The sequence below is a fragment of the Inquilinus limosus DSM 16000 genome (assembly GCF_000423185.1).
In the GTDB taxonomy this organism is placed as follows: domain Bacteria; phylum Pseudomonadota; class Alphaproteobacteria; order DSM-16000; family Inquilinaceae; genus Inquilinus; species Inquilinus limosus.
On sequence record NZ_AUHM01000001.1, the window covers coordinates 248,383 to 269,447 of the forward strand.

Below are 21,065 nucleotides of genomic sequence, written 5' to 3' on the forward strand. Positions count from 1 at the left end.
TGCCGGCAGGCCCTTCGCCGCCTTTCGACGAATCGAGACATGGACGAGCCAGACAGTCGTCCCGCGAGGGACGGAATCGAACCCAAGGGGCGCCTCCGCGGAGCCGTCCCGGGACAGGACGGACGGCCGGGCTCCGGGCCGGCCGGAGGCTTCCGCTAGACGATCGCGGGCCCCCGGCTCGCGCGGCATGCGGCCGAAAGGGGACAGACCGCGATGCTGCGCATCTACACGCTTTCCAACGCCCGTTTCGCGCCGGTCGAGCCCGTGGAGGGCTCCGGTTTCCCGCCGGACACGGTCTGGATCGACCTGTTCAACCCGACCGCCGAGGAGGAGCGGTTGGCCGAAAAGCAGCTCGGCCTGTTCCTGCCGACCCGCGAGGAGATGCAGGAGATCGAGGCGTCAAGCCGGCTGTACCAGGAAGACGGCGGCATGTTCATGACCGCCAGCGTGCTCTACGCCACCGAGACCGACGTGCCGGGCACCGCCCCGATCACCTTCGTGCTGAAGGGCCAGACCCTCGTCACCATCCGCTATGCCGAGCCGAAATCCCTCACCGGCTTCATCGCCCATGCCGAGCGCCAGCCGACGCTGTGCCCCTCGGGCTCGGCCACGCTGATCGGCCTGCTCGAGGCGATCGTCGACCGCACCGCCGACATCCTGGAGCGGGTGGCGGGCGAGGTCGACGCGCTGTCGCAGCGGATCTTCAAGGTGCATCCGGGGGCCGTGCACAAGCGCACCACGAACGAGGAGCTGGAGGCCAACCTCAAGCAGATCGGCCGCAGCCAGAACCTGGTGTCGAAGGCGCGCGAGAGCCTGGTCAGCCTGGCCCGGCTGCTGAGCTTCCTGGCCGTCGGCGACGCCACCAAGGACAAGGTGTTCCGCACCCATCTGAAGAGCCTGAGCCGGGACGTGGCGTCGCTGACCGACCACGCCACCTATATCGGCAACAACATCACCTTCCTGCTCGACGCCTCGATGGGGATGATCAATATCGAGCAGAACGCGATCATCAAGATCTTCTCGGTCGCCGCCGTCGTGTTCCTGCCGCCGACCCTGGTCGCCAGCATCTACGGCATGAACTTCGAGGTCATGCCCGAGCTGAAATGGGCGGTCGGCTATCCCTGGGCGCTCGGGCTGATGGTCCTGTCCGCCGTGCTGCCCTATCTCTGGTTCAAGCGGAAGGGGTGGCTGTAGGGGCGGTGTTGCCGTCGCCCGCACCGTCCCTCCATCGTCATGGCGAGCCCCGCAGGGGCGTGGCCATCCAGCGGTCCCGGCCCCTGGATCGCCACGGTGCTTCGCACCTCGCGATGACGGCTTGTGATTCCCTGAACAGACCCGACGCCTCTCGGCATAAGCATCCGCAGATGGCACCATAGCCATCCATATCGCCGGGATATGCCGATGATCGAGCTGCGCCATCTCCGCTACTTCGTCGCCGTCGCCGAGGAAGGCCATGTCACCCGGGCGGCCGAGCGGCTGGGGATGCAGCAGCCGCCGCTGAGCCAGCAGATCAAGGCGCTGGAGCAGGAACTGGGCGTGCCCCTCCTCCGCCGATTGCCGCGCGGCGTGCAGCCGACGGAGAGCGGCCTCGTCCTGCTGGCCGAGGCGCGCGCGATCCTGGCGCAGCTCGACCGCGCGCTCGAGACGGTACGGCGCACCGGGCGCGGCGAGCAGGGGCGGATCGCCGTCGGCTTCACCAGCTCCGCTGCCTTCCACCCCTTCGTCTCCGCCGCCATCCGCGGCTTCCGCGAGGCTGCGCCCCAGGTCGAGATGGCGATGGAGGAGAGCAGCACCGGCGAGCTGGTCGAGGCGCTGCGGCTGGGCCGGCTGGATGCCGCCTTCATCCGCTCGCCGGTCGGCGACGCGGCCGGCCTCGCGGTCGAGCCGCTGCTGGACGAGCCGATGGTCGCGGCGGTTCCGATCGGCCATCCTCTGGCCATCGGGAAGGCCCCGATCCCGCTGTCCGCTTTGGCCGAAGAGGCCTTCGTGCTGTACCGCCGCCCGAGCGGGCCGGGTCTCTACGATTCGATCATCGCCGCCTGCCGCGCCGCCGGCTTCAGCCCGCGCATCGCGCAGGAGGCGCCGCGGCTGGTGTCGACGCTGAGCCTGGTCGAGGCCGGGCTCGGCGTGTCGATCGTTCCGGCGTCGATGGCCCGGCTGGACACCGGCGGCGTCGCCTATCTGCCCCTGGCCGGCCGCCCGCCGCTGGCGGCGCCGCTGCACCTGGCCCGCCGCGACGCCGAACCGCTGGGCGCGACCCGGCGCTTCATGGAGCATGTCCGGCGGATGGCCGAGGGAGAGAGCTAGCGGGCGAAGCGCTTGGCCCCGGCCACGCACAGCACCACCGCGGTGGCGCAGCCCACCAGCCCCCAGCCGACCGGTTCGTGCAGCAGCGCCGCGGCCAGGGCGAAGCCGAAGAAGGGCTGCAGCAGCTGCAGCTGCCCGACCGCGGCGATGCCGCCCAGGGCGAGGCCGCGGTACCAGAAGACGAAGCCGATCAGCATCGAGAACAGCGAGACATAGGCGAGCGCGACCAGCGCCGGCCAGCCGACCCCGGCCCAGGAGGACGGCAGCGTCAGCAGCGACGCCGGCAGAGACAGCGGCAGCGAGAGCAGCAGCGCCCAGGAGATCACCTGCCAGCCGCCGAGCCGGCGCGACAGCCGGGCGCCTTCGGCATAGCCCAGGCCGCAGGCCAGGATCGCGGCCAACATCAGCCCGTCGCCGAGCAGCGAGGCCTCGCCCCCCTGGCGCAGGGCATAGGCGCCGACGATGGCGGCGCCGAGCACCGAGAAGGCCCAGAAGGCCGCGCGCGGCCGCTCGCCGCCGCGCAGCACGCCGAACACCGCCGTCGCGATCGGCAAGAGGCCGACGAAGACGATGGCGTGGGCCGCGGTGACGTAGCGCAGGGCCAGCGCCGTCAGCAGCGGGAAGCCGACCACGACGCCGAGCGCGACCACCACGAGCGGCGCGATATCCGCCCGCTCCGGCCGCTGCGGCCGCAGGACCAGCAGCATCGCCCCGCCGAGCAGCCCGGCGATCGCCGCCCGCGCCAGGGTCAGGAACAGCGGGTCGAGGTCGAGCACCGCCACCCGCGTCGCCGGCAGCGAGCCGCTGAAGATGAGCACGCCGAGCAGGCCGTTGATCCAGCCCGCCGCCGCCTCGTTCGAAGGTCCGTCCATGATCGTCCGTGTCGCCTGCATGCGCCGACCATGGCGCCCGGCGACGACGCCGGCCAGAGATGGTAGAGTACAGTTTGGCCGAACTGTCCTGGTCCGGAGTCCGGTACGGATGCTCGATCTGCTTCCCGCGCCGCGCAGCGGCACCACCCTCGTCACCGCCGTGATGGACGCCATCCGGCAGCGGATCGAGAGCCGTGCGCTGGCGCCGGGCGCCAAGGTGCCGTCGATCCGCCGCCTGGCGGAGTCGCTGGGCGTGTCGAAATCGACCGTGGTCGAGGCCTATGACCGGCTGGCGGCGGAGGGCGCGATCGCCGCCCGCCCCGGATCCGGCTTCTACGTCGCCCGGCGGGCGCAGCCCCTGACCCTGGCCGAGCCCGGCCGCCGGCTGGACCGCACGATCGACCCGCTGTGGATCGCCCGCCAGGCGCTGGAAACGGAGACCGAGGGCCGGGCGCTGAAGCCGGGCTGCGGCTGGCTGCCCGCCGACTGGATGCCCGACCCGGCGATCCGGCGGGCCCTGCGCGGCCTGGCCCGGTCGGAGGGCGAAGGCCTGGTCGAGTACGATTCGCCGCTCGGCTTCGCCCCTCTGCGCCGGCACCTGGCCGGACGGCTGGCGGAGCGCGGCATCGCCGCCGAGGCCGGGCAGATCCTGCTGACCGACGGCGGCACCCAGGCGATCGACCTGATCGGCCGCTTCCTGCTGGAGCCGGGCGACGCCGTGCTGGTCGACGACCCCTGCTACTTCAACTTCCTGGGCGTGCTGCGCGCCCATCGGGCCAAGGTGGTCGGCGTGCCGCGCACCCCGACGGGCCCCGACCTGGATGCTTTCGCCCGCGCCGCGGCGGAGCATCGGCCGCGGCTCTACGTCACCAACGCGGCCCTGCACAACCCGACCGGCGCCAGCCTGGCGCCGCAGGCCGCGCACCGGCTGCTGATGCTGGCCGAGGCCCATGATCTGGTCGTGGTCGAGGACGACATCTTCGCCGATTTCGAGACGGAGCCGTCGCCGCGCCTGGCCGCGCTGGACGGGCTGCAGCGGGTGATCCATATCGGCAGCTTCTCCAAGACCCTGTCGGCCGCGGTGCGCTGCGGCGTCATCGCCGCCCGGCCGGACTGGATCGAGGGGCTGACCGACCTGAAGCTGGCCACCAGCTTCTCCAACAGCGCGCTGGCGGCGCGGCTGCTGCACCGGCTGCTGACCGACGGCAGCTATCGCCGCCATGTCGAGGGGCTGCGCGGCCGGCTGGCCCGGGCGATGGGCGAGACGGCGCGGCGGCTCTGCGCCCTCGGCCTGACGCCCTGGGTCGAGCCGCGCGGCGGCATGTTCCTGTGGGCCGCCCTGCCCGATGGCCTCGATTCGGCCGAGGTGGCGCGCCGCGCCTTGGCCCGGGACGTGGTGCTGGCGCCGGGCGACGTGTTCAGCCCGTCGCGCAGCGCCGGCCGCTTCCTGCGCTTCAACGTCGCCCAATCCGCCAGCCCGCGCATCTTCGCGGTGCTGGAAGAGGCGATGCGATCGTAGGTTGGATTCGCCTCGGCGAACCCAACCTACGAAAAAGGAGCGCCCCCGCAGGGCGCCCCTTCGTCTCTTCGGCCGTGCCGGCGGGTCAGGCCAGCTCGGGTTCCTTGGTCGCGTCGTCGGAGGCCGGGGCCGAGGGGTTCTCGACATAGTCGAAGGCCAGGCTCTCGCCGTCCTCCGCCACGTCGACCCGGACCTGGCCGCCCTTGACCAGCTTGCCGAACAGGAGCTCGTTCGCCAGCGGCTTCTTGATGTGCTCCTGGATCACCCGGGCCATCGGCCGGGCGCCGTAGAGCTCGTCATAGCCGCGCTTGACCAGCCACTGCCGCGCCGCCGGCGACAGCTCGATGGTGACGTGGCGGTCGGCCAGCTGCGTCTCGAGCTGGATGATGAACTTGTCGACCACCTGCGAGACGATCTCCGGCGTCAGATGGCCGAAGGGGATGATCGCGTCGAGGCGGTTGCGGAACTCCGGCGTGAACATCCGGTTGATCGCCTCCTTGTCCGCATCCTCCTTGCGCGTCGCGCCGAAGCCGATCGACTGCTTGGTCAGCTCGGTCGCGCCGGCATTGGTGGTCATGATCAGGATGACGTTGCGGAAGTCGACAGACTTGCCGTTGTGGTCGGTCAGCTTCCCGTGATCCATGATCTGCAGCAGGATGTTGAAGACGTCCGGATGCGCCTTCTCGATCTCGTCCAGCAGCAGCACGCAATGCGGATGCTGGTCGACCGAATCGGTCATCAGCCCGCCCTGGTCGAAGCCGACATAGCCCGGAGGCGCGCCGATCAGCCGGCTGACCGAGTGCCGCTCCATGTATTCCGACATGTCGAAGCGGACCAGCTCGATGCCGAGCAGGCGGGAGAGCTGCCGTGCCACCTCGGTCTTGCCGACGCCGGTCGGGCCGGAGAACAGGTAGTTGCCGATCGGCTTCTCCGGCTCGCGCAGGCCGGCGCGGGCCAGCTTGATCGCCGCCGCCAGGGCGTCGATCGCCGGGTCCTGGCCGAACACCAGCGTCTTCAGGTCGCGGTCGAGGGTCTGCAGCAGCGCCTTGTCGTCGCGGCTGACGCTCTTCGGGGGGATCCGGGCGATCTTCGCCACCACGGCCTCGACGTCGCGCACGCCGATGGTCTTCTTCCGCCGCGACGGCGGCAGCAGCATCTGCGCGGCGCCGACCTCGTCGATCACGTCGATCGCCTTGTCCGGCAGCTTGCGGTCGCCGATGTAGCGGGCCGACAGCTCCACCGCCGTGCGGATGGCATCGGCCGTGTAGCGCACCTGGTGGTGCTTCTCGTAGTAGCTCTTCAGCCCTTGCAGGATCTTGACCGTATCCTCGACCGACGGCTCGTTGACGTCGATCTTCTGGAACCGGCGCACCAGGGCGCGGTCCTTCTCGAAGTAGTTCCGGTATTCCTTGTAGGTGGTCGAGCCGATGCACTTCAGCGCGCCCGAGGCCAGGGCCGGCTTCAGCAGGTTGGAGGCGTCCATCGCCCCGCCCGAGGTGGCGCCGGCGCCGATCACGGTGTGGATCTCGTCGATGAACAGCACCGCGCCGGGCAGGTTCTCCAGCTCCGACATCACCGCCTTCAGCCGCTCCTCGAAATCGCCCCGGTAGCGGGTGCCGGCGAGCAGCGCGCCCATGTCGAGGGCGAAGATGGTGGCGTCGGCCAGCACCGGCGGCACCTCGCCGTCGACGATGCGGCGGGCCAGCCCCTCGGCGATCGCGGTCTTGCCGACCCCGGGGTCGCCGACATAGAGCGGATTGTTCTTCGAGCGGCGGCAGAGGATCTGGATCGTGCGCTCGATCTCCGCCTCGCGGCCGATCAGCGGGTCGATCTTGCCCTTCGAGGCCTTCTCGTTGAGGTTGACGCAATAGGTCCTGAGCGCCTCCGAGCCCTTCTTCACGACCTTCTCCGCCTGCGCATCCTCGTCGGCGCCCGAGACCGGGCGCGATTCCCCTGCACCGGGCCGCGCCCCGCCCGAGGCGCCGGCCTTGGCGATGCCGTGGCTGATGTAGTTCACGGCGTCGAAGCGGGACATGTCCTGCTCCTGCAGGAAGTACACCGCATGGCTCTCGCGCTCGGAGAACAGGGCGACCAGCACGTTGGCGCCGGTCACCTCCTCGCGCCCCGAGGACTGGACGTGGATCGCGGCGCGCTGCAGCACGCGCTGAAAGCCGGCGGTCGGCTTCGCGTCCTCGATCCCGTCGATCTTCAGGGTCGCGAGCTCGGTGTCGATGTAGCCGACGAGGTCGCGGCGCAGCTTTTCGAGGTTGACGCCGCAGGCCCGCATCACCGCGACGGCGTCCTGATCCTCGGACAGCGCGAGCAGCAGGTGCTCGAGCGTCGCGTATTCGTGCCGTCGCTCATTGGCGAAAGCGAGGGCCCTGTGCAGCGTCTGCTCCAGATTCCGCGAGAGCATCGGTCGTCCCCATCCGGGAGGGCCCGCCAGACCTCTGGTCAGGCCTTCTCAAGTATACACTGTAGAGGATGCTGATTGCGGCGCGCGAAGTCCATCACCTGCGCCACCTTCGTCTCCGCCACCTCGTAGGTGAAAACGCCGCAGACGCCCACACCCCGACGGTGAACATGGAGCATGATGGTGGTGGCTTCCTCGCGGCTCTTCGCGAAGAAGCGTTCCAGGACATGGACGACGAACTCCATCGGCGTGTAGTCGTCATTCAGCATCAGGACCTTGTACATGGACGGCTTCTTCGTCCGCGGCCTGGTCTGAACGACGACCCCGGTGCCGGCGTCGTTGCCGCCTCCTCGATCATCCTTCCGTTCGATGTCGCTCATGGATATGGGATGCGCGCTGCCGGTTTTGAACCCGATCATGATGATAGTGCTGTGGGGGCCGGAGTTGTAGGCCCGCGATGCGGAAAGGATGCGGAAAAGCCGAAATGCGAACGGCCCCGGCGACGAGGGGTCGCCGGGGCCGTGGGGCCGCTGATCCGGGGAGGAGGTCGGATCAGGCGGCGATCGGCTTGGACAGGGTCTCGACCGCGACGTTGACGCGGGCCGCGATCGGCGCCACCGCCTCGTTGGTCACCTTCAGGCCCAGCTCCGACAGCTTGCTGCTCTCGGCGACGAAGCCGTCGAAGGCGGTCTTGGAATAGGTCGACTGCAGGTCGACGACCTCGCGCAGGGTCTTGGCCGCGAACAGCGACCGCGCCGCCTCGGCGGCCTGCTCGGCCGCGTTGTGCTGCAGGGCGAACCAGGCGCGGGTGATCTGCTCGGTGCCCTGGGCGACGACGGTGGCCGACGCGAAGACGGCGTCGACATTGCCCTTGGCCAGCGCGACCAGTTCGTCAAAGCTCTTGGTCGCGGCCTGGGCGGCCTTCTCGAACTGGTCCTTGGCCAGGGTCAGGCCCTGGGCGAAGTTCTTCTCGGCGGCGGCCTGGCCGGCCTTGACGGTGTCTGCCACGGTGTCCCTCACGGTCTCGGTGGTGGTCTCGACGGCGGCAAGCTTGCTCGCGCCGGCACGGCTCTTGGCGGTGGTCATGACGAACGGCTCCAGCGAAAATCGATCTTTGCAGCCGACCGTCGCCGCCGGGGGCGCCGCCCAGCCATGCTGCACTGCAACATGCCGCAAATATGGGCAGGTCGATTCGATCTGTCAACGAATTTTGTGCAGCGCAACATGACGGACATATCCCCGCTCTGCGACCCAAGGCGTTGCGCCGGGCCGGACGATGCTGTCAGACTGGCCGGCACTCGGGTGGACGCGACCGGGCAAGCATCTTTTTGCCGGCCCTGTCATTTGCTTTATGGACAAAAATCAACGGGTTAATTTAAAGTTCTGAAATCACGCCTGAACCAAGATCCGCAATCGGCGTGAGCGGGGGGTCGGCATGGCACGTTTCATAGCGCGATCGGCGGCAGTTCTTCTCGCCTGCTTCGCCCTGGCGCTTCTGCCCGCCCGGGCGGAGGCGGCGCCGCGCTATGCCGCCTATGTCATCGACGCGCGCACCGGCGAGGTGCTGCACGAGGAGAATGCCAACGCGCGGCTGTACCCGGCGTCGCTGACCAAGCTGATGACGCTGTATCTGACGTTCCGCAGCCTCGAGCGGGGCGACCTCGCGCTGGACACGCGGCTGCCCGTCTCGCCCTACGCCGCCTCCCAGTCGCCGACCAAGCTCGGCCTGCCGGCCGGCAGCCGGATCCGGGTCGAGGACGCGATCCTGGGCCTGGTCACGCAATCCGCCAACGACGCGTCGGTGGTGCTGGCCGAGGCGATCGGCGGCAGCGAGTCGCGCTTCACCCGGATGATGACCCAGCAGGCGCGGGCGCTGGGCATGAGCCGCACCACCTTCACCTCGACCAACGGCCTGCCGGACCCGGACAACGTCTCGACCGCGCATGACATGGCGGTGCTGGCCCGGGCGCTGATCAACGACTATCCGCAGTACTATCCCTATTTCGCGACCAAGAACTTCCGCTACCGCGGCCGGAACTTCCCGAACCACAACCGGCTGATGCAGACCTATTCCGGCATGGACGGGATGAAGACCGGCTACATCCGGGCCGCGGGCTACAACCTCGTGGCCTCGGCGGTGCGCGGCAGGACCCGGCTGATCGGTGTGATCTTCGGCGGCACCAGCCCGACCGCGCGCAACGCCCGGATGGCGGAGCTTCTCGACGACGGCTTCGAGTCGCATGAGGGCACCGGAACCTATGTCGCCGAGGCGCCCGCCGCGGCCGCGCCGCGGACGGCCAGCACGCCGTTCCAACCGCCGGTGCCGGACCGCCGGCCTGACATCGGCGAACCGCTTCTCGCTTCGGCCGAGGGCGAGGGCGACGCGGAGGATGACGCCGCCGTCGGCACCGACGGTATCGGCGCGATGATCGCGATGCACGCCGTGGCACCCCGCGCCCAGCGGGTGGCCTACGAACCGGTGCCGCGCGCCCTGGCCGACATCCCCCTGCCCAAGCCGCGGCCGCTGCGCCGTAGGTGAATTCGCCCGTCCGTCCGGCGACTGCTACTCGCGGGTGCGGTCGACCTTGCCTGACCGACGCTCGGTGAGGGAGGCCCGGAGTTCGGACACGACGAGCTTCAGGAATCTCTGGCTGAAAGCACCAATCGGCCCGGTGCCGGGCTCGTAGTAGAATGAGATCTCCGCAACGTCGTAGTTGAACTCGCTGACGTAGACCCAGCCCGATTTCCAGCCGGCCAACCAGCGCGACGACGCTCGATTTCCGGAATTGCTATGGCCTGCTGATCTGGCCCTGGCGCGAGCGTGCTCACCGGCAGGAGAATCAGAACGGTTTTCCCGCTCGCCGGGTCGAGGCGCGGCACGACCAAGCAGCAGGGACGATGCTTGCGACCTTCGGTTTCACCGGCGTCGCGCTGTCGGGCCCAGAGATACGGATACTGGATCAGTAGGCCGGATCTAAGGGCCGTCATCGTCCTTCCCCTCGAGGATCTCGTTCAGCGCGGGGAGCAGAAGGTCCCGGATTTCATCCGGGACCTGATCGGTCCGGTAGACGCGGCGCGGGTCCGCCGCGCGGACCAGCTTCTCGTAGTCCTCGATATTCATCAGGACGAGGCGCGGCTTGCTGCGCTGGGTGATCGTCACCGGGCGCCGCAGCGCCTCGGCGATGATGTCACCGGACTTGCGGGACAGATCACTGGTGGAATAGGACGACACGAAAGGCCTCATGCTGCGATTGCTGCAAAATACAGCAATAGCAGCAATCTCGCAATCCGCCCCCTACCCCCGCAGCGTGCCGCCCTGCTTCTCGACCGCGGCGACGATCTTCTGGCCCACCGCTTCGATCGCCTCGTCGGTCAGGGTCGACTCGACCGGCTGCAGCGTCACCGCCAAGGCCAGCGACTTGCGGCCTTCCGGCACGCCCGGGCCGCGATAGACGTCGAACAGGGCGACATCGGCGACCAGCGCCTTGTCCGCCCCCTTCGCCGCCTTGAGGATGCGGTCGGCCGGCACCGCCTCGTCGACGACGAAGGCGAAGTCCCGTACCACCGGCTGGAAGGCGGCCAGCTTCAGCAGCGGCTTGGCCGTGCCCGCCTTCTTCTTCGGCTGCGGCACGGCGTCGAGGAAGACCTCGCAGCCGACCACCGGCCCGTCAACCACCAGCGCCGCCAGCACCGCCGGGTGCAGTTCGCCGAAATGGGCCAGCACCGTCGGTCCCAGCCGCAGGCAGCCGGAGCGGCCCGGGTGGTACCAGTCCGGCGCGTCGGTCGAGACCTGGAGATTGGCCACCGGGGCGCCCGCCGCCTCCAGCGCCGCAATCGCATCGGCCTTGGCGTCGAACACGTCGACCGGCCGCGGCGGCTGCGCCCAGTGGCGCGGACCGCTGAGCCCCGCGCGAACCGCGGCGGCGACCATGGCCTGGCCGGTCTCGGTGGCGTCGCGATAGGCCGGGCCGATCTCGAACAGAGCCGCGTCGGGCAGGCCGCGCGCGGCGTTGCGGCCGGCGGCCCGGATCAGGTTCGGAAGCACCGAGGGCCGCATCGTGTCGAGGTCCGAGGCGATCGGGTTTAGCAGCTTCAGCCCGCTGTTCTGGAAGCCGAACCAGCCGGCGTCGCGCCCGTCCATGAAGGACCAGGTCACCGCCTCGTCCAGGCCGCGGGCGGCGAGGGTGCGCCGCACCAGCTCGCGCGCCTTCTGCGCCGGGCTGAGCGCCGGCTGGGTCAGCGCCGTCGGCTTCGGCAGCGGCACCGCCGGGATGGCGTCGTAGCCGTTGACCCGCAGCACCTCCTCCACCAGGTCGGCCTCGCCCTCCACGTCGCCGCGCCAGGACGGCACCGCCGCCTGGATCACATCATCGGCGCCGTCGGAGATGCCGAAGCCCAGCGCCGAGAGGATATCCTTCTGCCGGTCGCGCGGCACGGCGACGCCGCCCAGGCTCTCGACCCGGCCGGGCCGCAGCGTCAGGGTGCGGCGCCAATCCGGCTCGCGCCCGGCGACCACCAGCTGCGAGGCCTCGCCGCCGCAGAGATCCAGGATCATGCGGGTCGCCTGCTCGATCCCGGCGACCACCGCTGCCGGGTCGACGCCGCGCTCGAAGCGGTAGCGGGCATCGCTGCTGATGCCCAGCGACCGTCCGGACAGGGCGGTGCGCACCGGATCGAACAGAGCGGCCTCCAGGATCACCTCGGTGGTGTCGTCCCCCACGCCGGTGGACTTCCCGCCCATGATGCCGCCGAGGCTGAGCGGGCCGGTGTCGTCCTCGATCACGGTGACGCCGGCGCCGAGCGTGTAGGTCTTGTCGTTCAGCGCCTCCAGCGTCTCGCCGCCCCGCGACAGGCGCAGCCGCAGCCCGCCGTGGACCTTGCCGGCGTCGAAGACGTGCAGCGGCCGGTTGCGGTCGAAGGTGAAGAAGTTGGTGATGTCGACCAGCGTCGAGATCGGCCGGAGGCCGATCGCCTTCAGCCGCGCCTGCAGCCAGGCCGGGCTGGGGCCGTTCTTCACCCCGCGGAACACCCGGGCGACGAACATCGGACAGGCCGAGGCGGCCTCGGCCGGGAAGTCGAGGTCGACGGTCAGGTCGGTCTTGAAGCTGCCCGCCACCGGCACCTCGTCGAGCGGCTTCAGCGTGCCGAGCCCGGCGGCGGCGAGGTCGCGGGCGATGCCGCGGATGCCGGCGCAGTCGCCCCGGTCCGGGGTCAGGCCGATCTCGATCACCGGGTCGTCGAGGCCGCGCCAGGCGGCGAAGGAGGCGCCGAGCGGCGCGTCGTCCGGCAGCTCGATGATGCCGTCATGCTCGTCCGACAGGCCGAGCTCCCGCTCCGACACCAGCATGCCGTTCGAGGCCTCGCCGCGGATCGTCCCGGCCTTGAGATCGACCTTGGTGCCGGGGATGTAGGAGCCGGCCGGGGCGAACACGCCCTTCATGCCGGTACGGGCGTTGGGCGCGCCGCACACCACCTGCACCTCGCCCTTGCCGGTGTCGACGATGCAGACCCGCAGCCGGTCGGCGTTCGGGTGCTGCACCGCCGACTTCACATAGGCGATGGTGAAGGGCGCCAGGGCGGCGGCGGGGTCCTCGACGCCGTCGACCTCGAGGCCGAGGCTGGTCAGCGCGTCGGTGATCTCGCCCAGAGACGCCGTGGTGTCGAGATGGTCCTTGAGCCAGGACAGGGTCAGCTTCATGGTCGCGGTCTCGATGCGGCGGGCGGGACTAGCGGGTCAGGCCGGTGGCCAGCGAAGGTACGTCGAGCGGCACGAAGCCGTAATGCTTCAGCCAGCGCAGATCGGCCTCGAAGAAGGTGCGCAGGTCGGGGATGCCGTATTTCAGCATCGCCGGGCGCTCGATCCCCATGCCGAAGGCGAAGCCCTGGTAGCGGCTGGAATCGATGCCGCAGGCTTCCAGCACCTTCGGATGGACCATGCCGCAGCCCATGATCTCCAGCCAGTCGCCGTAGTTGCCCAGCTTCAGTTCCCCGCCCTTGCGCGAGCAGCCGATATCGACCTCGGCCGAGGGCTCGGTGAAGGGGAAGAAGCTGGGGCGGAAGCGCACCGGCAGGTCGGGCACGTCGAAGAAGGCGCGGCAGAATTCGAGGATGCAGCCGCGCAGATGGCCCATATGCGTGGACTCGTCGATCACCAGCCCCTCGATCTGATGGAACATCGGGGTGTGGGTCTGGTCGTAGTCCGAGCGGAAGGTGCGGCCCGGCGCGACGATCCGGATCGGCGGCTTCTGGGACAGCATGGTGCGGATCTGCACCGGCGAGGTGTGGGTGCGCAGCACCGCCGCCTTCCCGTCCGGCCGGTCCGGCAGATAGAAGGTGTCGTGCATCTGCCGCGCCGGATGCTCCGGCGGGATGTTGAGGGCGGTGAAGTTGTGCCAATCGTCCTCGATGTCCGGACCCTCGGCGACGGTGAAGCCCATCTCGGCGAAGATCGCCACCATCTCGTCCCGGGTCTGGCTGATCGGGTGGATCCGGCCGGTCCGCTCCGGCCGCACCGGCAGGGTGACGTCGACCGTCTCGCGCGCCAGGCGGGCGTCGAGCGCCGCCCGCTCCAGCTCCGCCTTGCGGGCGTCGAGCAGCGCGGTGATCTCGTCCTTCGCCACGTTCAGGGCCGCGCCGAAGGCCTTGCGCGCCTCGGGGTCGAGGTCGCGCAGCCCCGCCATCAGCGCGGTCAGGCTGCCCTTCTTGCCCAGCGCCGCGACCCGCACGGCGTCCAGGGCCGCCAGATCCTGGGCCTTGGCCACCGCCTCGGCCACCTCGCGCTTCAGCGTCTCTACCTGTTCCATCGCCGCAATTCCCCGATGGTCGTCCCGGTGGCCGTCCCACGGCCATGAAAAAAGGGGCCGAGCCACAGGCCCGACCCCCGCTTCTCTTCGCTCTGTCCAGTCCCGCCGGAGCGGGAGCGGATCAAGCGGCGTTCTTCAGCGCGGCCTGGGCCTGTTCGACCAAGGCCTTAAACGATTCCGGCTCGCGCGTGGCGATGTCGGACATGACCTTCCGGTCGATGTCGATGCCGGCCAGCTTGATGCCGTGCATGAACTTCGAATAGGTCAGGCCGTGCTCGCGCACGCCGGCGTTGATGCGCTGGATCCACAGGCCGCGGAAGTCGCGCTTCTTGTTGCGCCGGTCGCGATACGCATAGCGCAGCGCCTTCTCGACCTTCTCGATCGCGATGCGATAGTTGGTCGAAGCGCGGCCGCGATAGCCCTTGGCGAGCTTGAGGATCTTCTTGTGGCGGGCGTGGCTGGTGACGCCGCGGGAAACTCGTGCCATCTCTCAGCGCTCCTCTGCTCAGCCGTTGACCAGGAGATAGCGCTTCACCTTCGTCGCGTCGGCGTCGCACATGATCTTGGTGCCCTGGTTCCGCTCCTTGGCCGCCTTGGTCTTGGTCAGCAGGCGGTGGCGGCGATAGGCGGAGTTGAAGCGGACCTTGCCGGAGGCGGTCAGCCGGAAGCGCTTCTTGGCGCTCGAATGGGTCTTCATCTTGGGCATTTCGGGTCCTTCCGAAGGAAGACGATGAATGGGCGGTTGGGCATGCCCCGGGGTTCGGACCCCGGCCTCGCCGCCCGAAGGAGCGCGCGTTATAACGGCCCCCGCGCGCGTTGACAAGCGCCGCATAAACTGGGCTTAGTCGCCTCCTTCCCGCAACCACGAGACTCTGACCGAGACTCACTCTCAGCGAGCCTGTCCATGATTCCCGCTGTCATGCCGACCTATGCGCGTGCCGACCTCGCCTTCGAGCGGGGCGAAGGGGCGTATCTGTTCGGGACGGACGGGCGACGATACCTGGACTTCGCGGCGGGGATCGCGGTCGTGGCGCTGGGCCACTGCCACCCGCATCTGGTGAAGACCCTGCAGGAGCAGGGCGCCAGGCTGTGGCACACCTCGAACCTGTACCGGATCCCGGAGGGCGAGCGCCTGGCCCAGCGGCTGGTCGACGCCACCTTCGCCGACACGGTGTTCTTCACCAATTCCGGCGCCGAGGCCTGGGAAGGCGCGACCAAGCTGGTGCGCAAGTACCACTACACCCGCGGCAACCCGAAGCGCTGGCGGATCATCACCGTCACCAGCTCGTTCCACGGCCGCACGCTGGCCGCGATCTCGGCCGCCAAGGGCGAGAAGCTGATCAAGGGCTTCGGCCCCTTGGTCGAGGGCTTCGACCAGGTCGCCTGGGGCAACCTGAACGAGCTGCGCGCGGCGATCACCGACGAGACCGCGGCGATCTGCATCGAGCCGATCGTCGGCGAGGGCGGCATCAAGGCGGCGACGCCGGAGTATCTGCGCGAGCTGCGCCGCATCTGCGACGAGTTCGGCCTGCTGCTGTTCTTCGACGAGATCCAGTGCGGCTACGGCCGGACCGGCAAGTTCTTCGCCCATGAATGGGCCGGGATCACGCCGGATGTGATGTGCGTCGCCAAGGGCATCGGCGGCGGCTTCCCGCTCGGCGCCTTTCTGGCGACCGAGGAGGCGGCGTGCGGCATGACCCCGGGCACCCACGGCTCGACCTATGCCGGCAACCCGCTGGCCACGGCGGTGGGCAACGCGGTGCTCGACATCGTCCTGGCCGACGGCTTCTTCGAAGGGGTCGAGCGCACCGGCCGGCAGCTGAAGGCCGAGCTGGAGGCGCTGGTCGCCCGGCACCCGACGGTGCTGGAGGAGGTGCGCGGCATGGGGCTGATGCTGGGCCTGAAATGCGTGCAGCCGAGCGACGAGCTGGTCCCCGAGCTGCGCGCCGCCGGCCTGCTGACCGTCGGCGCCGGCGAGAACGTCATCCGCATCCTGCCGCCGCTGACGATCGGCGCGGCGGAGATCGCCGAGGCCATCGCGATCCTCGACAAGGTGTTCGCCGCCCGGGCGGTGAAGGCGGCGGCCCATGGTTAGCCCGCATTTCTCAGACTCGTTGTGCCCTGCGCCGTCGCCAGACGCCGACAGGGCAGGAGAGCGGCGCCGCGCGATGTGGGACATCGCGCAAGCCGCTCGACGCACCATGTCGGCGTCTGGCGACGGCCCGAAGGGTCGTCTTGCGGCGGCCGCCTGCGGGCGCGGGCCGCTCGACCGTATGTCCCGATACGCTCTTCGCGGCCCGCGCCCACATTCGACTCACCGCAAGACGACGCAGGGCGCAAGGAGTCTGAGAAATGCGGGCTAGCGTCCGGCACTTCACCGATCTGCATCACCTGTCGAAGGCGGACCTGCGGCAGATCATCGACCGGTCGATCGACCTCAAGCGCACCGACCCGCGCGGCGACCGGTCGAAGCCGCTGGCCGGGCGCACCCTGGCGCTGATCTTCGAGAAGCCGTCGACTCGCACCCGCGTCTCCTTCGAGGTCGGGATGCGCCAGCTCGGCGGCGAGGTGGTGATGCTGACCGGCACCGAGATCCAGCTCGGCCGCGGCGAGACCATCGGGGACACGGCGCGGGTGCTGTCGCGTTATGTCGATGTGATCATGCTGCGGACCTCGGACGAGGACCGGCTGCGCGAGATGGCCGAGAACGCGACGGTGCCGGTGATCAACGGCCTGACCGACGAGACCCATCCGTGCCAGCTGATGGCCGACGTGATGACCTTCGAGGAGAAGCGCGGGCCGATCGCCGGCCGCGTCGCCGCCTGGTCGGGCGACGGCAACAACGTCGCCCGGTCCTGGATCCGCGCCGCCGGCATGTTCGACTTCGAGCTGCGCCTCGCCTGCCCGGACGAGCTGTCGCCGCCGGCCGACCTGATCCAGTGGGCGCACCGCCAGGGCGCCCGCGTCTCGGTCGGCACCGATCCGGAGACCACGGTGCGCGGCGCCGACCTGGTGGTCACCGACACCTGGGTGTCGATGGGCGACAAGGACGCGCCGTCGCGCCACAACCTGCTGCGGCCCTATCAGGTCGACGAGCGGCTGATGGCGCAGGCCAAGCCGGACGCCCTGTTCATGCACTGCCTGCCGGCGCATCGCGGCGAGGAGGTGACGGACGGGGTGATCGACGGCCCGCAATCCGTGGTCTGGGACGAGGCGGAGAACCGCCTGCACGCCCAGAAGGGCATCCTCTTGTGGTGCCTGGGAGCGATGTGAGCATGGCATCGATGCAGATGGGGGGCGACGACCTCGTCCTCCCCTTCCAGATCGAGGCGTCGGGGCTGCGCGGTCGGCTGGTCCGGTTCGGCCCGCTGCTCGACGACATCCTCGGCCGCCACACCTATCCCGAACCAGTCGCCCATCTGCTGGCCGAGACGGTGGTGCTGACCGCCCTCCTGGCCAGCGCGCTCAAATACGACGGCGTCTTCACCCTGCAGGTGAAGGGCGACGGGCCGGTGCGGCTGGTGGTGGCCGATGTCACCACCGACGGCGCGGTCCGCGCCAACGCCATGTTCGACGAGGCCCGGCTGACCGGCACCGCCACCACGGTGCCTGCCCTGCTGGGCAAGGGCTATCTCGCCTTCACCGTCGACCAGGGCGGGAACACCGAGCGCTACCAGGGTATCGTCGAGCTGTCGGGTGAGACGCTGTGGGAATGCGCCCAGCACTATTTCCGACAGTCGGAGCAGTTGCAGGCCGGGCTGCGCTCCGCCGTCCGGCACGGCGAGAAGGGCTGGCGCGGCGGCGGCATCATGCTGCAGCGCCTGCCCGATCCCGAGAAGCAGGTTCCGACCGACCGCGAGGACGATTGGCGGCGGGCCATGGTGCTGCTCGGCTCCGCCACCGACGCCGAACTGACCGAGCCGGCCCTGTCCGGCGAGGCGCTGCTGTACCGCCTGTACAACGAGGATGGGGTGCGGGTCTTCCCGACCCAGCCGATGCGCTTCGCCTGCCGCTGCTCGCGCGAGCGGGTGGCGTCGATGCTGAAGTCCATGCCGAAGGCGGAGATCGAGAGCCTGGCCGTCGACGGCCGGGTCGAGGTCGCCTGCGAGTTCTGCAACACCCGGTACGATTTCGACCGGGAGCAGCTCGCGGCGCTCTACGCCGCCTGAGGGCCCAGGCTCTCACCCGACCGGAGGATCCGATGCCCACTTTCAATCGTCGCAGCCTGCTGGCCGGCGCCGCCCTTCTGCTGCTCGGCGCCTGCGGCGGCCCGGAGCTGGGCAATGTCGCGCCGGTGAGCTTCGCCGGCCGGTCGCCGATCCGGCTGAATGTCGCCCGCATCGACACGGTCGACCGCTCGGTGCCGTCTGCCGTTCAGGCAGCGCAGAGCCCGGCCGCGGCGATCCGCAGCTGGGGCGCCGCCCGGCTGCAGGCTGCCGGCGGCGCCGGCGCCGCGCAGCTGATCATCCAGGAGGCCAGCCTGACCCGCGAGACCCTGGCGACGCAGGGCGGGCTGACCTCGCTGTTCCGCGACCAGCCGGCGCTGAAGCTGACCCTGCGGCTGACCGCCCGGCTCGAGGTCGGCCCGGTCGGCAACACCACCGGCGGCTATGCCGATGTGAAGGTCGAGCGCTCGACCACCCTGACCGACGGCTCCAGCGTCGCCGACCAGGCCCGGGCCGAGGGCGCATTGCTGCAGGACGGGATGAACGACTTCGACCGTCAGTTCGAGGCCAATATCCGGCAGTATCTGGCGCCGCTGGTACTGCCCTAGTGACGCCCGACCGCCTCCTCCGACTGGGTGAACCGGCCTAGACTCTGGCTGATTTCCCTTTCGCTTCGCTCTGTGGCACAAGGCGGGACGTGAAGCGTTCATACCGGGTGTCCCGAGTTTCAGAGAAGGCATTCATGTCTGCATCTCTCAAGGTCGCCGTCTTCCCCGTCGCAGGCCTCGGCACCCGGTCGCTGCCCGCCACCAAGGCGGTGCCGAAGGAAATGCTCTGCGTCGTCGACAAGCCGGTGCTGCAATACGCCGTCGAGGAGGCCAAGGCCGCGGGGATCGAGGAGTTCATCTTCGTCTCCAGCCGCGGCAAGACGGCGCTGGAGGACCATTTCGACGAGCATGCCGAGCTGTACGCCACGCTGGAGGCGCGCAAGAAGCCGGAGCAGCTGAAGGCGGCGCGCGACGCCGAGCTGCCGCCCGGCCAGTTCAGCTTCGTCCGCCAGGCCCAGCCTCTGGGCCTCGGCCATGCCGTGTGGTGCGCCCGCCATCTGGTCGGCGACCGGCCCTTCGCCGTGCTGCTGCCGGACGAGATCTTCAAGTGCCGGACCCCGCTGCTGGCCCAGATGGTGAAGGCCTACGAGGCGCATGGCGGCAACATGATCGCGGTGCGCGAGGTGCCGAAGGAGCTGACCTCGCGCTATGGCATCCTGGCGATCGGCAAGGACGACGGCACGGTGGCCGAGGTCACCGGCCTGGTCGAGAAGCCGAAGCCGGAGGAGGCGCCGTCGGACCTGTCGATCGTCGGCCGCTACATCCTGCAGCCGGAGGTGTTCGGGCATCTCGACCGGCAGGAGCGCGGCGCCGGCGGCGAGATCCAGCTGACCGACGCGATGGCCCGGCTGATCGGCAGCCAGCCCTTCCATGGCGTGCGCTTCGAAGGTGACCGCTTCGATTGCGGCGACAAGGTCGGCTTCATCGCCGCCAACCTGGCCTATGGGCTCGACCGGCCGGACCTGTCCGCCGCGCTGCGCGAGGCCGTTTCCCGCTATCTGTGACCCGGCCGGCCCGACCGGCGGAACCTTGGAGTACGCGCCCCCATGCGCATCGCGATGATCGGAAGCGGTTATGTCGGCCTCGTCTCCGGCGCCTGCCTTTCCGAATTCGGCCATGACGTCATCTGCGTCGACAAGGACGCCGGCCGGGTCGAGCAGCTCAAGCGCAACGAGATGCCGATCTACGAGCCGGGCCTCGACGCGCTGGTGGCGAAGAATGCCGCGGCGGGGCGCCTTTCCTTCACCACCGACCTGGCGTCGGCGGTCGACGGCGCCGATGCGGTGTTCATCGCCGTCGGCACGCCGAGCCGGCGCGGCGACGGCCATGCCGACCTGTCCTACGTCTTCGCCGCGGCCGAGGAGATCGCCCGGGCGCTGACCGGCTATGCCGTCGTCGTCACCAAGTCGACGGTGCCGGTCGGCACCGGCCGCAAGGTCGCCGAGGTGATCCGCCGGGCCCGGCCGGACGCCGATTTCGACATCGCCTCCAACCCCGAATTCCTGCGCGAGGGCTCGGCGATCGGCGACTTCATGCTGCCCGACCGGGTGGTGATCGGCACCGATGGCGAGCGCGCCCGGAAGGTGCTGTCCGACATCTACCGGCCGCTGTACCTGATCGAGCGGCCGATCGTGACCACGGCGCTGGAGACGGCGGAGCTGATCAAATACGCCGCCAACAGCTTCCTGGCGATGAAGGTGACCTTCATCAACGAGGTCGCCAACCTGTGCGAGGAGGTCGGGGCCAACGTCCACGACGTCGCCCGGGCGATCGGCCTGGACAAGCGCATCGGGCCGAAGTTCCTGCATCCCGGGCCGGGCTATGGCGGGTCCTGCTTCCCGAAGGACACGCTGGCCTTCGTCCAGACCGCGCGCGAGGCCGGGGCGCGCCAGCGCCTGATCGAGACCGTGATCGACGTCAACGAGGCGCGCAAGGCCGAGATGGCGCAGCGCGTGGTCGCCGCCTTCGACGGCGACATCGCCGGCAAGACCGTCGCCGTCCTTGGCCTCGCCTTCAAGCAGAACACCGACGACATGCGCGACGCCCCCAGCCTGACCGTGGTGCCGGCGCTGCAGCAGGCCGGGGCCCGGATCCGCGCCTACGACCCGGCGGCGATGAAGGAGGCGCGCAAGCTGCTGACCGACATCGACTATGCGACCGGCGCCTATGAGGCGCTGCGCGGCGCCGACGGCGCCGTGGTACTGACCGAATGGAACGAGTTCCGCGCCCTCGACCCCGCGCGGATGTTCAAGCTGATGGGCGGCCCGGTCTTCGTCGACCTGCGCAACGTCTACAAGCCGGCGGATATGGAAGCGGCCGGCTTCCGTTATCACAGCATCGGCCGCCCGGTTCCGGGCTCGGCCGCCTGAGCTTTCAA

General features: G+C 69.7%; 20 protein-coding genes. 10 read left to right on the top strand and 10 right to left on the bottom strand.

Annotation, left to right across the window (positions count from 1 at the left end):
* Window positions 1-213 precede the first annotated feature (213 nt).
* Window positions 214-1,194, top strand: coding sequence for a magnesium transporter CorA family protein (locus G537_RS0101240; protein ID WP_026868571.1), 981 nt, complete (start codon window positions 214-216; stop codon window positions 1,192-1,194).
* Between the two features lie 207 nt (window positions 1,195-1,401).
* On the top strand, window positions 1,402-2,307 hold the full coding sequence (locus G537_RS0101245; RefSeq protein ID WP_245578857.1) for a LysR family transcriptional regulator: 906 nt from the start codon (window positions 1,402-1,404) through the stop codon (window positions 2,305-2,307).
* Here the strand turns inward: G537_RS0101245 and G537_RS0101250 are convergent.
* Window positions 2,304-3,179 carry a DMT family transporter gene (locus tag G537_RS0101250; protein ID WP_034850333.1) on the bottom strand — a complete coding sequence of 292 codons (876 nt, stop codon included), beginning with the start codon at window positions 3,177-3,179 and terminating at the stop codon, window positions 2,304-2,306. The genes G537_RS0101245 and G537_RS0101250 overlap by 4 nt on opposite strands.
* Before the next feature lie 109 nt (window positions 3,180-3,288).
* Between G537_RS0101250 and G537_RS0101255 the strand changes: the two genes are divergently transcribed.
* The gene (locus tag G537_RS0101255) at window positions 3,289-4,698 is read left to right on the top strand and encodes an aminotransferase-like domain-containing protein (protein ID WP_034850334.1); all 1,410 of its coding nucleotides are present in this window, start codon (window positions 3,289-3,291) and stop codon (window positions 4,696-4,698) included.
* Window positions 4,699-4,783: 85 nt separating this feature from the next.
* On the opposite strand, the gene clpA is transcribed toward G537_RS0101255, so the two are convergent.
* The 3 genes from clpA to G537_RS0101275 all read right to left on the bottom strand — a co-directional run bounded on the left by clpA (window position 4,784) and on the right by G537_RS0101275 (window position 8,197).
* Window positions 4,784-7,114: an ATP-dependent Clp protease ATP-binding subunit ClpA gene (clpA, locus tag G537_RS0101260; protein ID WP_026868575.1), complete on the bottom strand. Its 2,331-nt coding sequence runs from the start codon at window positions 7,112-7,114 to the stop codon at window positions 4,784-4,786.
* A gap of 38 nt (window positions 7,115-7,152) precedes the next feature.
* Window positions 7,153-7,491: an ATP-dependent Clp protease adapter ClpS gene (clpS, locus tag G537_RS0101265; protein WP_026868576.1), complete on the bottom strand. Its 339-nt coding sequence runs from the start codon at window positions 7,489-7,491 to the stop codon at window positions 7,153-7,155.
* Window positions 7,492-7,663: 172 nt separating this feature from the next.
* The gene (locus G537_RS0101275) at window positions 7,664-8,197 is read right to left on the bottom strand and encodes a phasin family protein (protein ID WP_051247625.1); all 534 of its coding nucleotides are present in this window, start codon (window positions 8,195-8,197) and stop codon (window positions 7,664-7,666) included.
* Window positions 8,198-8,546: 349 nt separating this feature from the next.
* Here G537_RS0101275 and G537_RS35825 point away from each other — a divergent pair, with 349 nt between their 5' ends.
* The gene (locus G537_RS35825) at window positions 8,547-9,650 is read left to right on the top strand and encodes a D-alanyl-D-alanine carboxypeptidase family protein (protein ID WP_051247627.1); all 1,104 of its coding nucleotides are present in this window, start codon (window positions 8,547-8,549) and stop codon (window positions 9,648-9,650) included.
* 24 nt (window positions 9,651-9,674) lie between these two features.
* Here the strand turns inward: G537_RS35825 and G537_RS44585 are convergent, their stop codons facing one another.
* The 6 genes from G537_RS44585 to rpmI all read right to left on the bottom strand — a co-directional run bounded on the left by G537_RS44585 (window position 9,675) and on the right by rpmI (window position 14,620).
* A complete protein-coding gene (locus G537_RS44585; RefSeq protein ID WP_051247629.1) occupies window positions 9,675-9,869 on the bottom strand; it encodes a hypothetical protein in 195 nt (64 codons plus the stop codon).
* Window positions 9,870-10,085: 216 nt separating this feature from the next.
* Window positions 10,086-10,343, bottom strand: a complete 258-nt coding sequence (locus G537_RS0101295) for a type II toxin-antitoxin system prevent-host-death family antitoxin (RefSeq protein ID WP_245578860.1) — start codon at window positions 10,341-10,343, stop codon at window positions 10,086-10,088.
* Window positions 10,344-10,406: 63 nt separating this feature from the next.
* Complete coding sequence (gene pheT / locus G537_RS0101300) at window positions 10,407-12,809, bottom strand: phenylalanine--tRNA ligase subunit beta (RefSeq protein ID WP_026868579.1); 2,403 nt, start codon at window positions 12,807-12,809, stop codon at window positions 10,407-10,409.
* Between the two features lie 28 nt (window positions 12,810-12,837).
* A complete protein-coding gene (gene pheS / locus G537_RS0101305; RefSeq protein ID WP_026868580.1) occupies window positions 12,838-13,914 on the bottom strand; it encodes a phenylalanine--tRNA ligase subunit alpha in 1,077 nt (358 codons plus the stop codon).
* Between the two features lie 121 nt (window positions 13,915-14,035).
* Complete coding sequence (gene rplT / locus G537_RS0101310; protein ID WP_026868581.1) at window positions 14,036-14,401, bottom strand: 50S ribosomal protein L20; 366 nt, start codon at window positions 14,399-14,401, stop codon at window positions 14,036-14,038.
* A gap of 18 nt (window positions 14,402-14,419) precedes the next feature.
* Window positions 14,420-14,620, bottom strand: a complete 201-nt coding sequence (gene rpmI, locus G537_RS0101315; protein WP_026868582.1) for a 50S ribosomal protein L35 — start codon at window positions 14,618-14,620, stop codon at window positions 14,420-14,422.
* A gap of 198 nt (window positions 14,621-14,818) precedes the next feature.
* Here rpmI and G537_RS0101320 point away from each other — a divergent pair, with 198 nt between their 5' ends.
* The 6 genes from G537_RS0101320 to G537_RS0101345 all read left to right on the top strand — a co-directional run bounded on the left by G537_RS0101320 (window position 14,819) and on the right by G537_RS0101345 (window position 21,057).
* Window positions 14,819-16,009, top strand: a complete 1,191-nt coding sequence (locus G537_RS0101320; RefSeq protein WP_026868583.1) for an aspartate aminotransferase family protein — start codon at window positions 14,819-14,821, stop codon at window positions 16,007-16,009.
* A 257-nt stretch (window positions 16,010-16,266) separates the two neighbouring features.
* A complete protein-coding gene (gene argF, locus G537_RS0101325) occupies window positions 16,267-17,187 on the top strand; it encodes an ornithine carbamoyltransferase (RefSeq protein ID WP_026868584.1) in 921 nt (306 codons plus the stop codon).
* Between the two features lie 2 nt (window positions 17,188-17,189).
* A complete protein-coding gene (hslO, locus tag G537_RS0101330; protein WP_034850335.1) occupies window positions 17,190-18,083 on the top strand; it encodes an Hsp33 family molecular chaperone HslO in 894 nt (297 codons plus the stop codon).
* Between the two features lie 32 nt (window positions 18,084-18,115).
* Window positions 18,116-18,688: a hypothetical protein gene (locus G537_RS0101335; RefSeq protein ID WP_026868586.1), complete on the top strand. Its 573-nt coding sequence runs from the start codon at window positions 18,116-18,118 to the stop codon at window positions 18,686-18,688.
* A 134-nt stretch (window positions 18,689-18,822) separates the two neighbouring features.
* Window positions 18,823-19,692, top strand: a complete 870-nt coding sequence (gene galU, locus G537_RS0101340; RefSeq protein ID WP_026868587.1) for a UTP--glucose-1-phosphate uridylyltransferase GalU — start codon at window positions 18,823-18,825, stop codon at window positions 19,690-19,692.
* Between the two features lie 42 nt (window positions 19,693-19,734).
* A complete protein-coding gene (locus G537_RS0101345) occupies window positions 19,735-21,057 on the top strand; it encodes a UDP-glucose dehydrogenase family protein (RefSeq protein WP_026868588.1) in 1,323 nt (440 codons plus the stop codon).
* The last annotated feature ends 8 nt before the right edge of the window (window positions 21,058-21,065 follow it).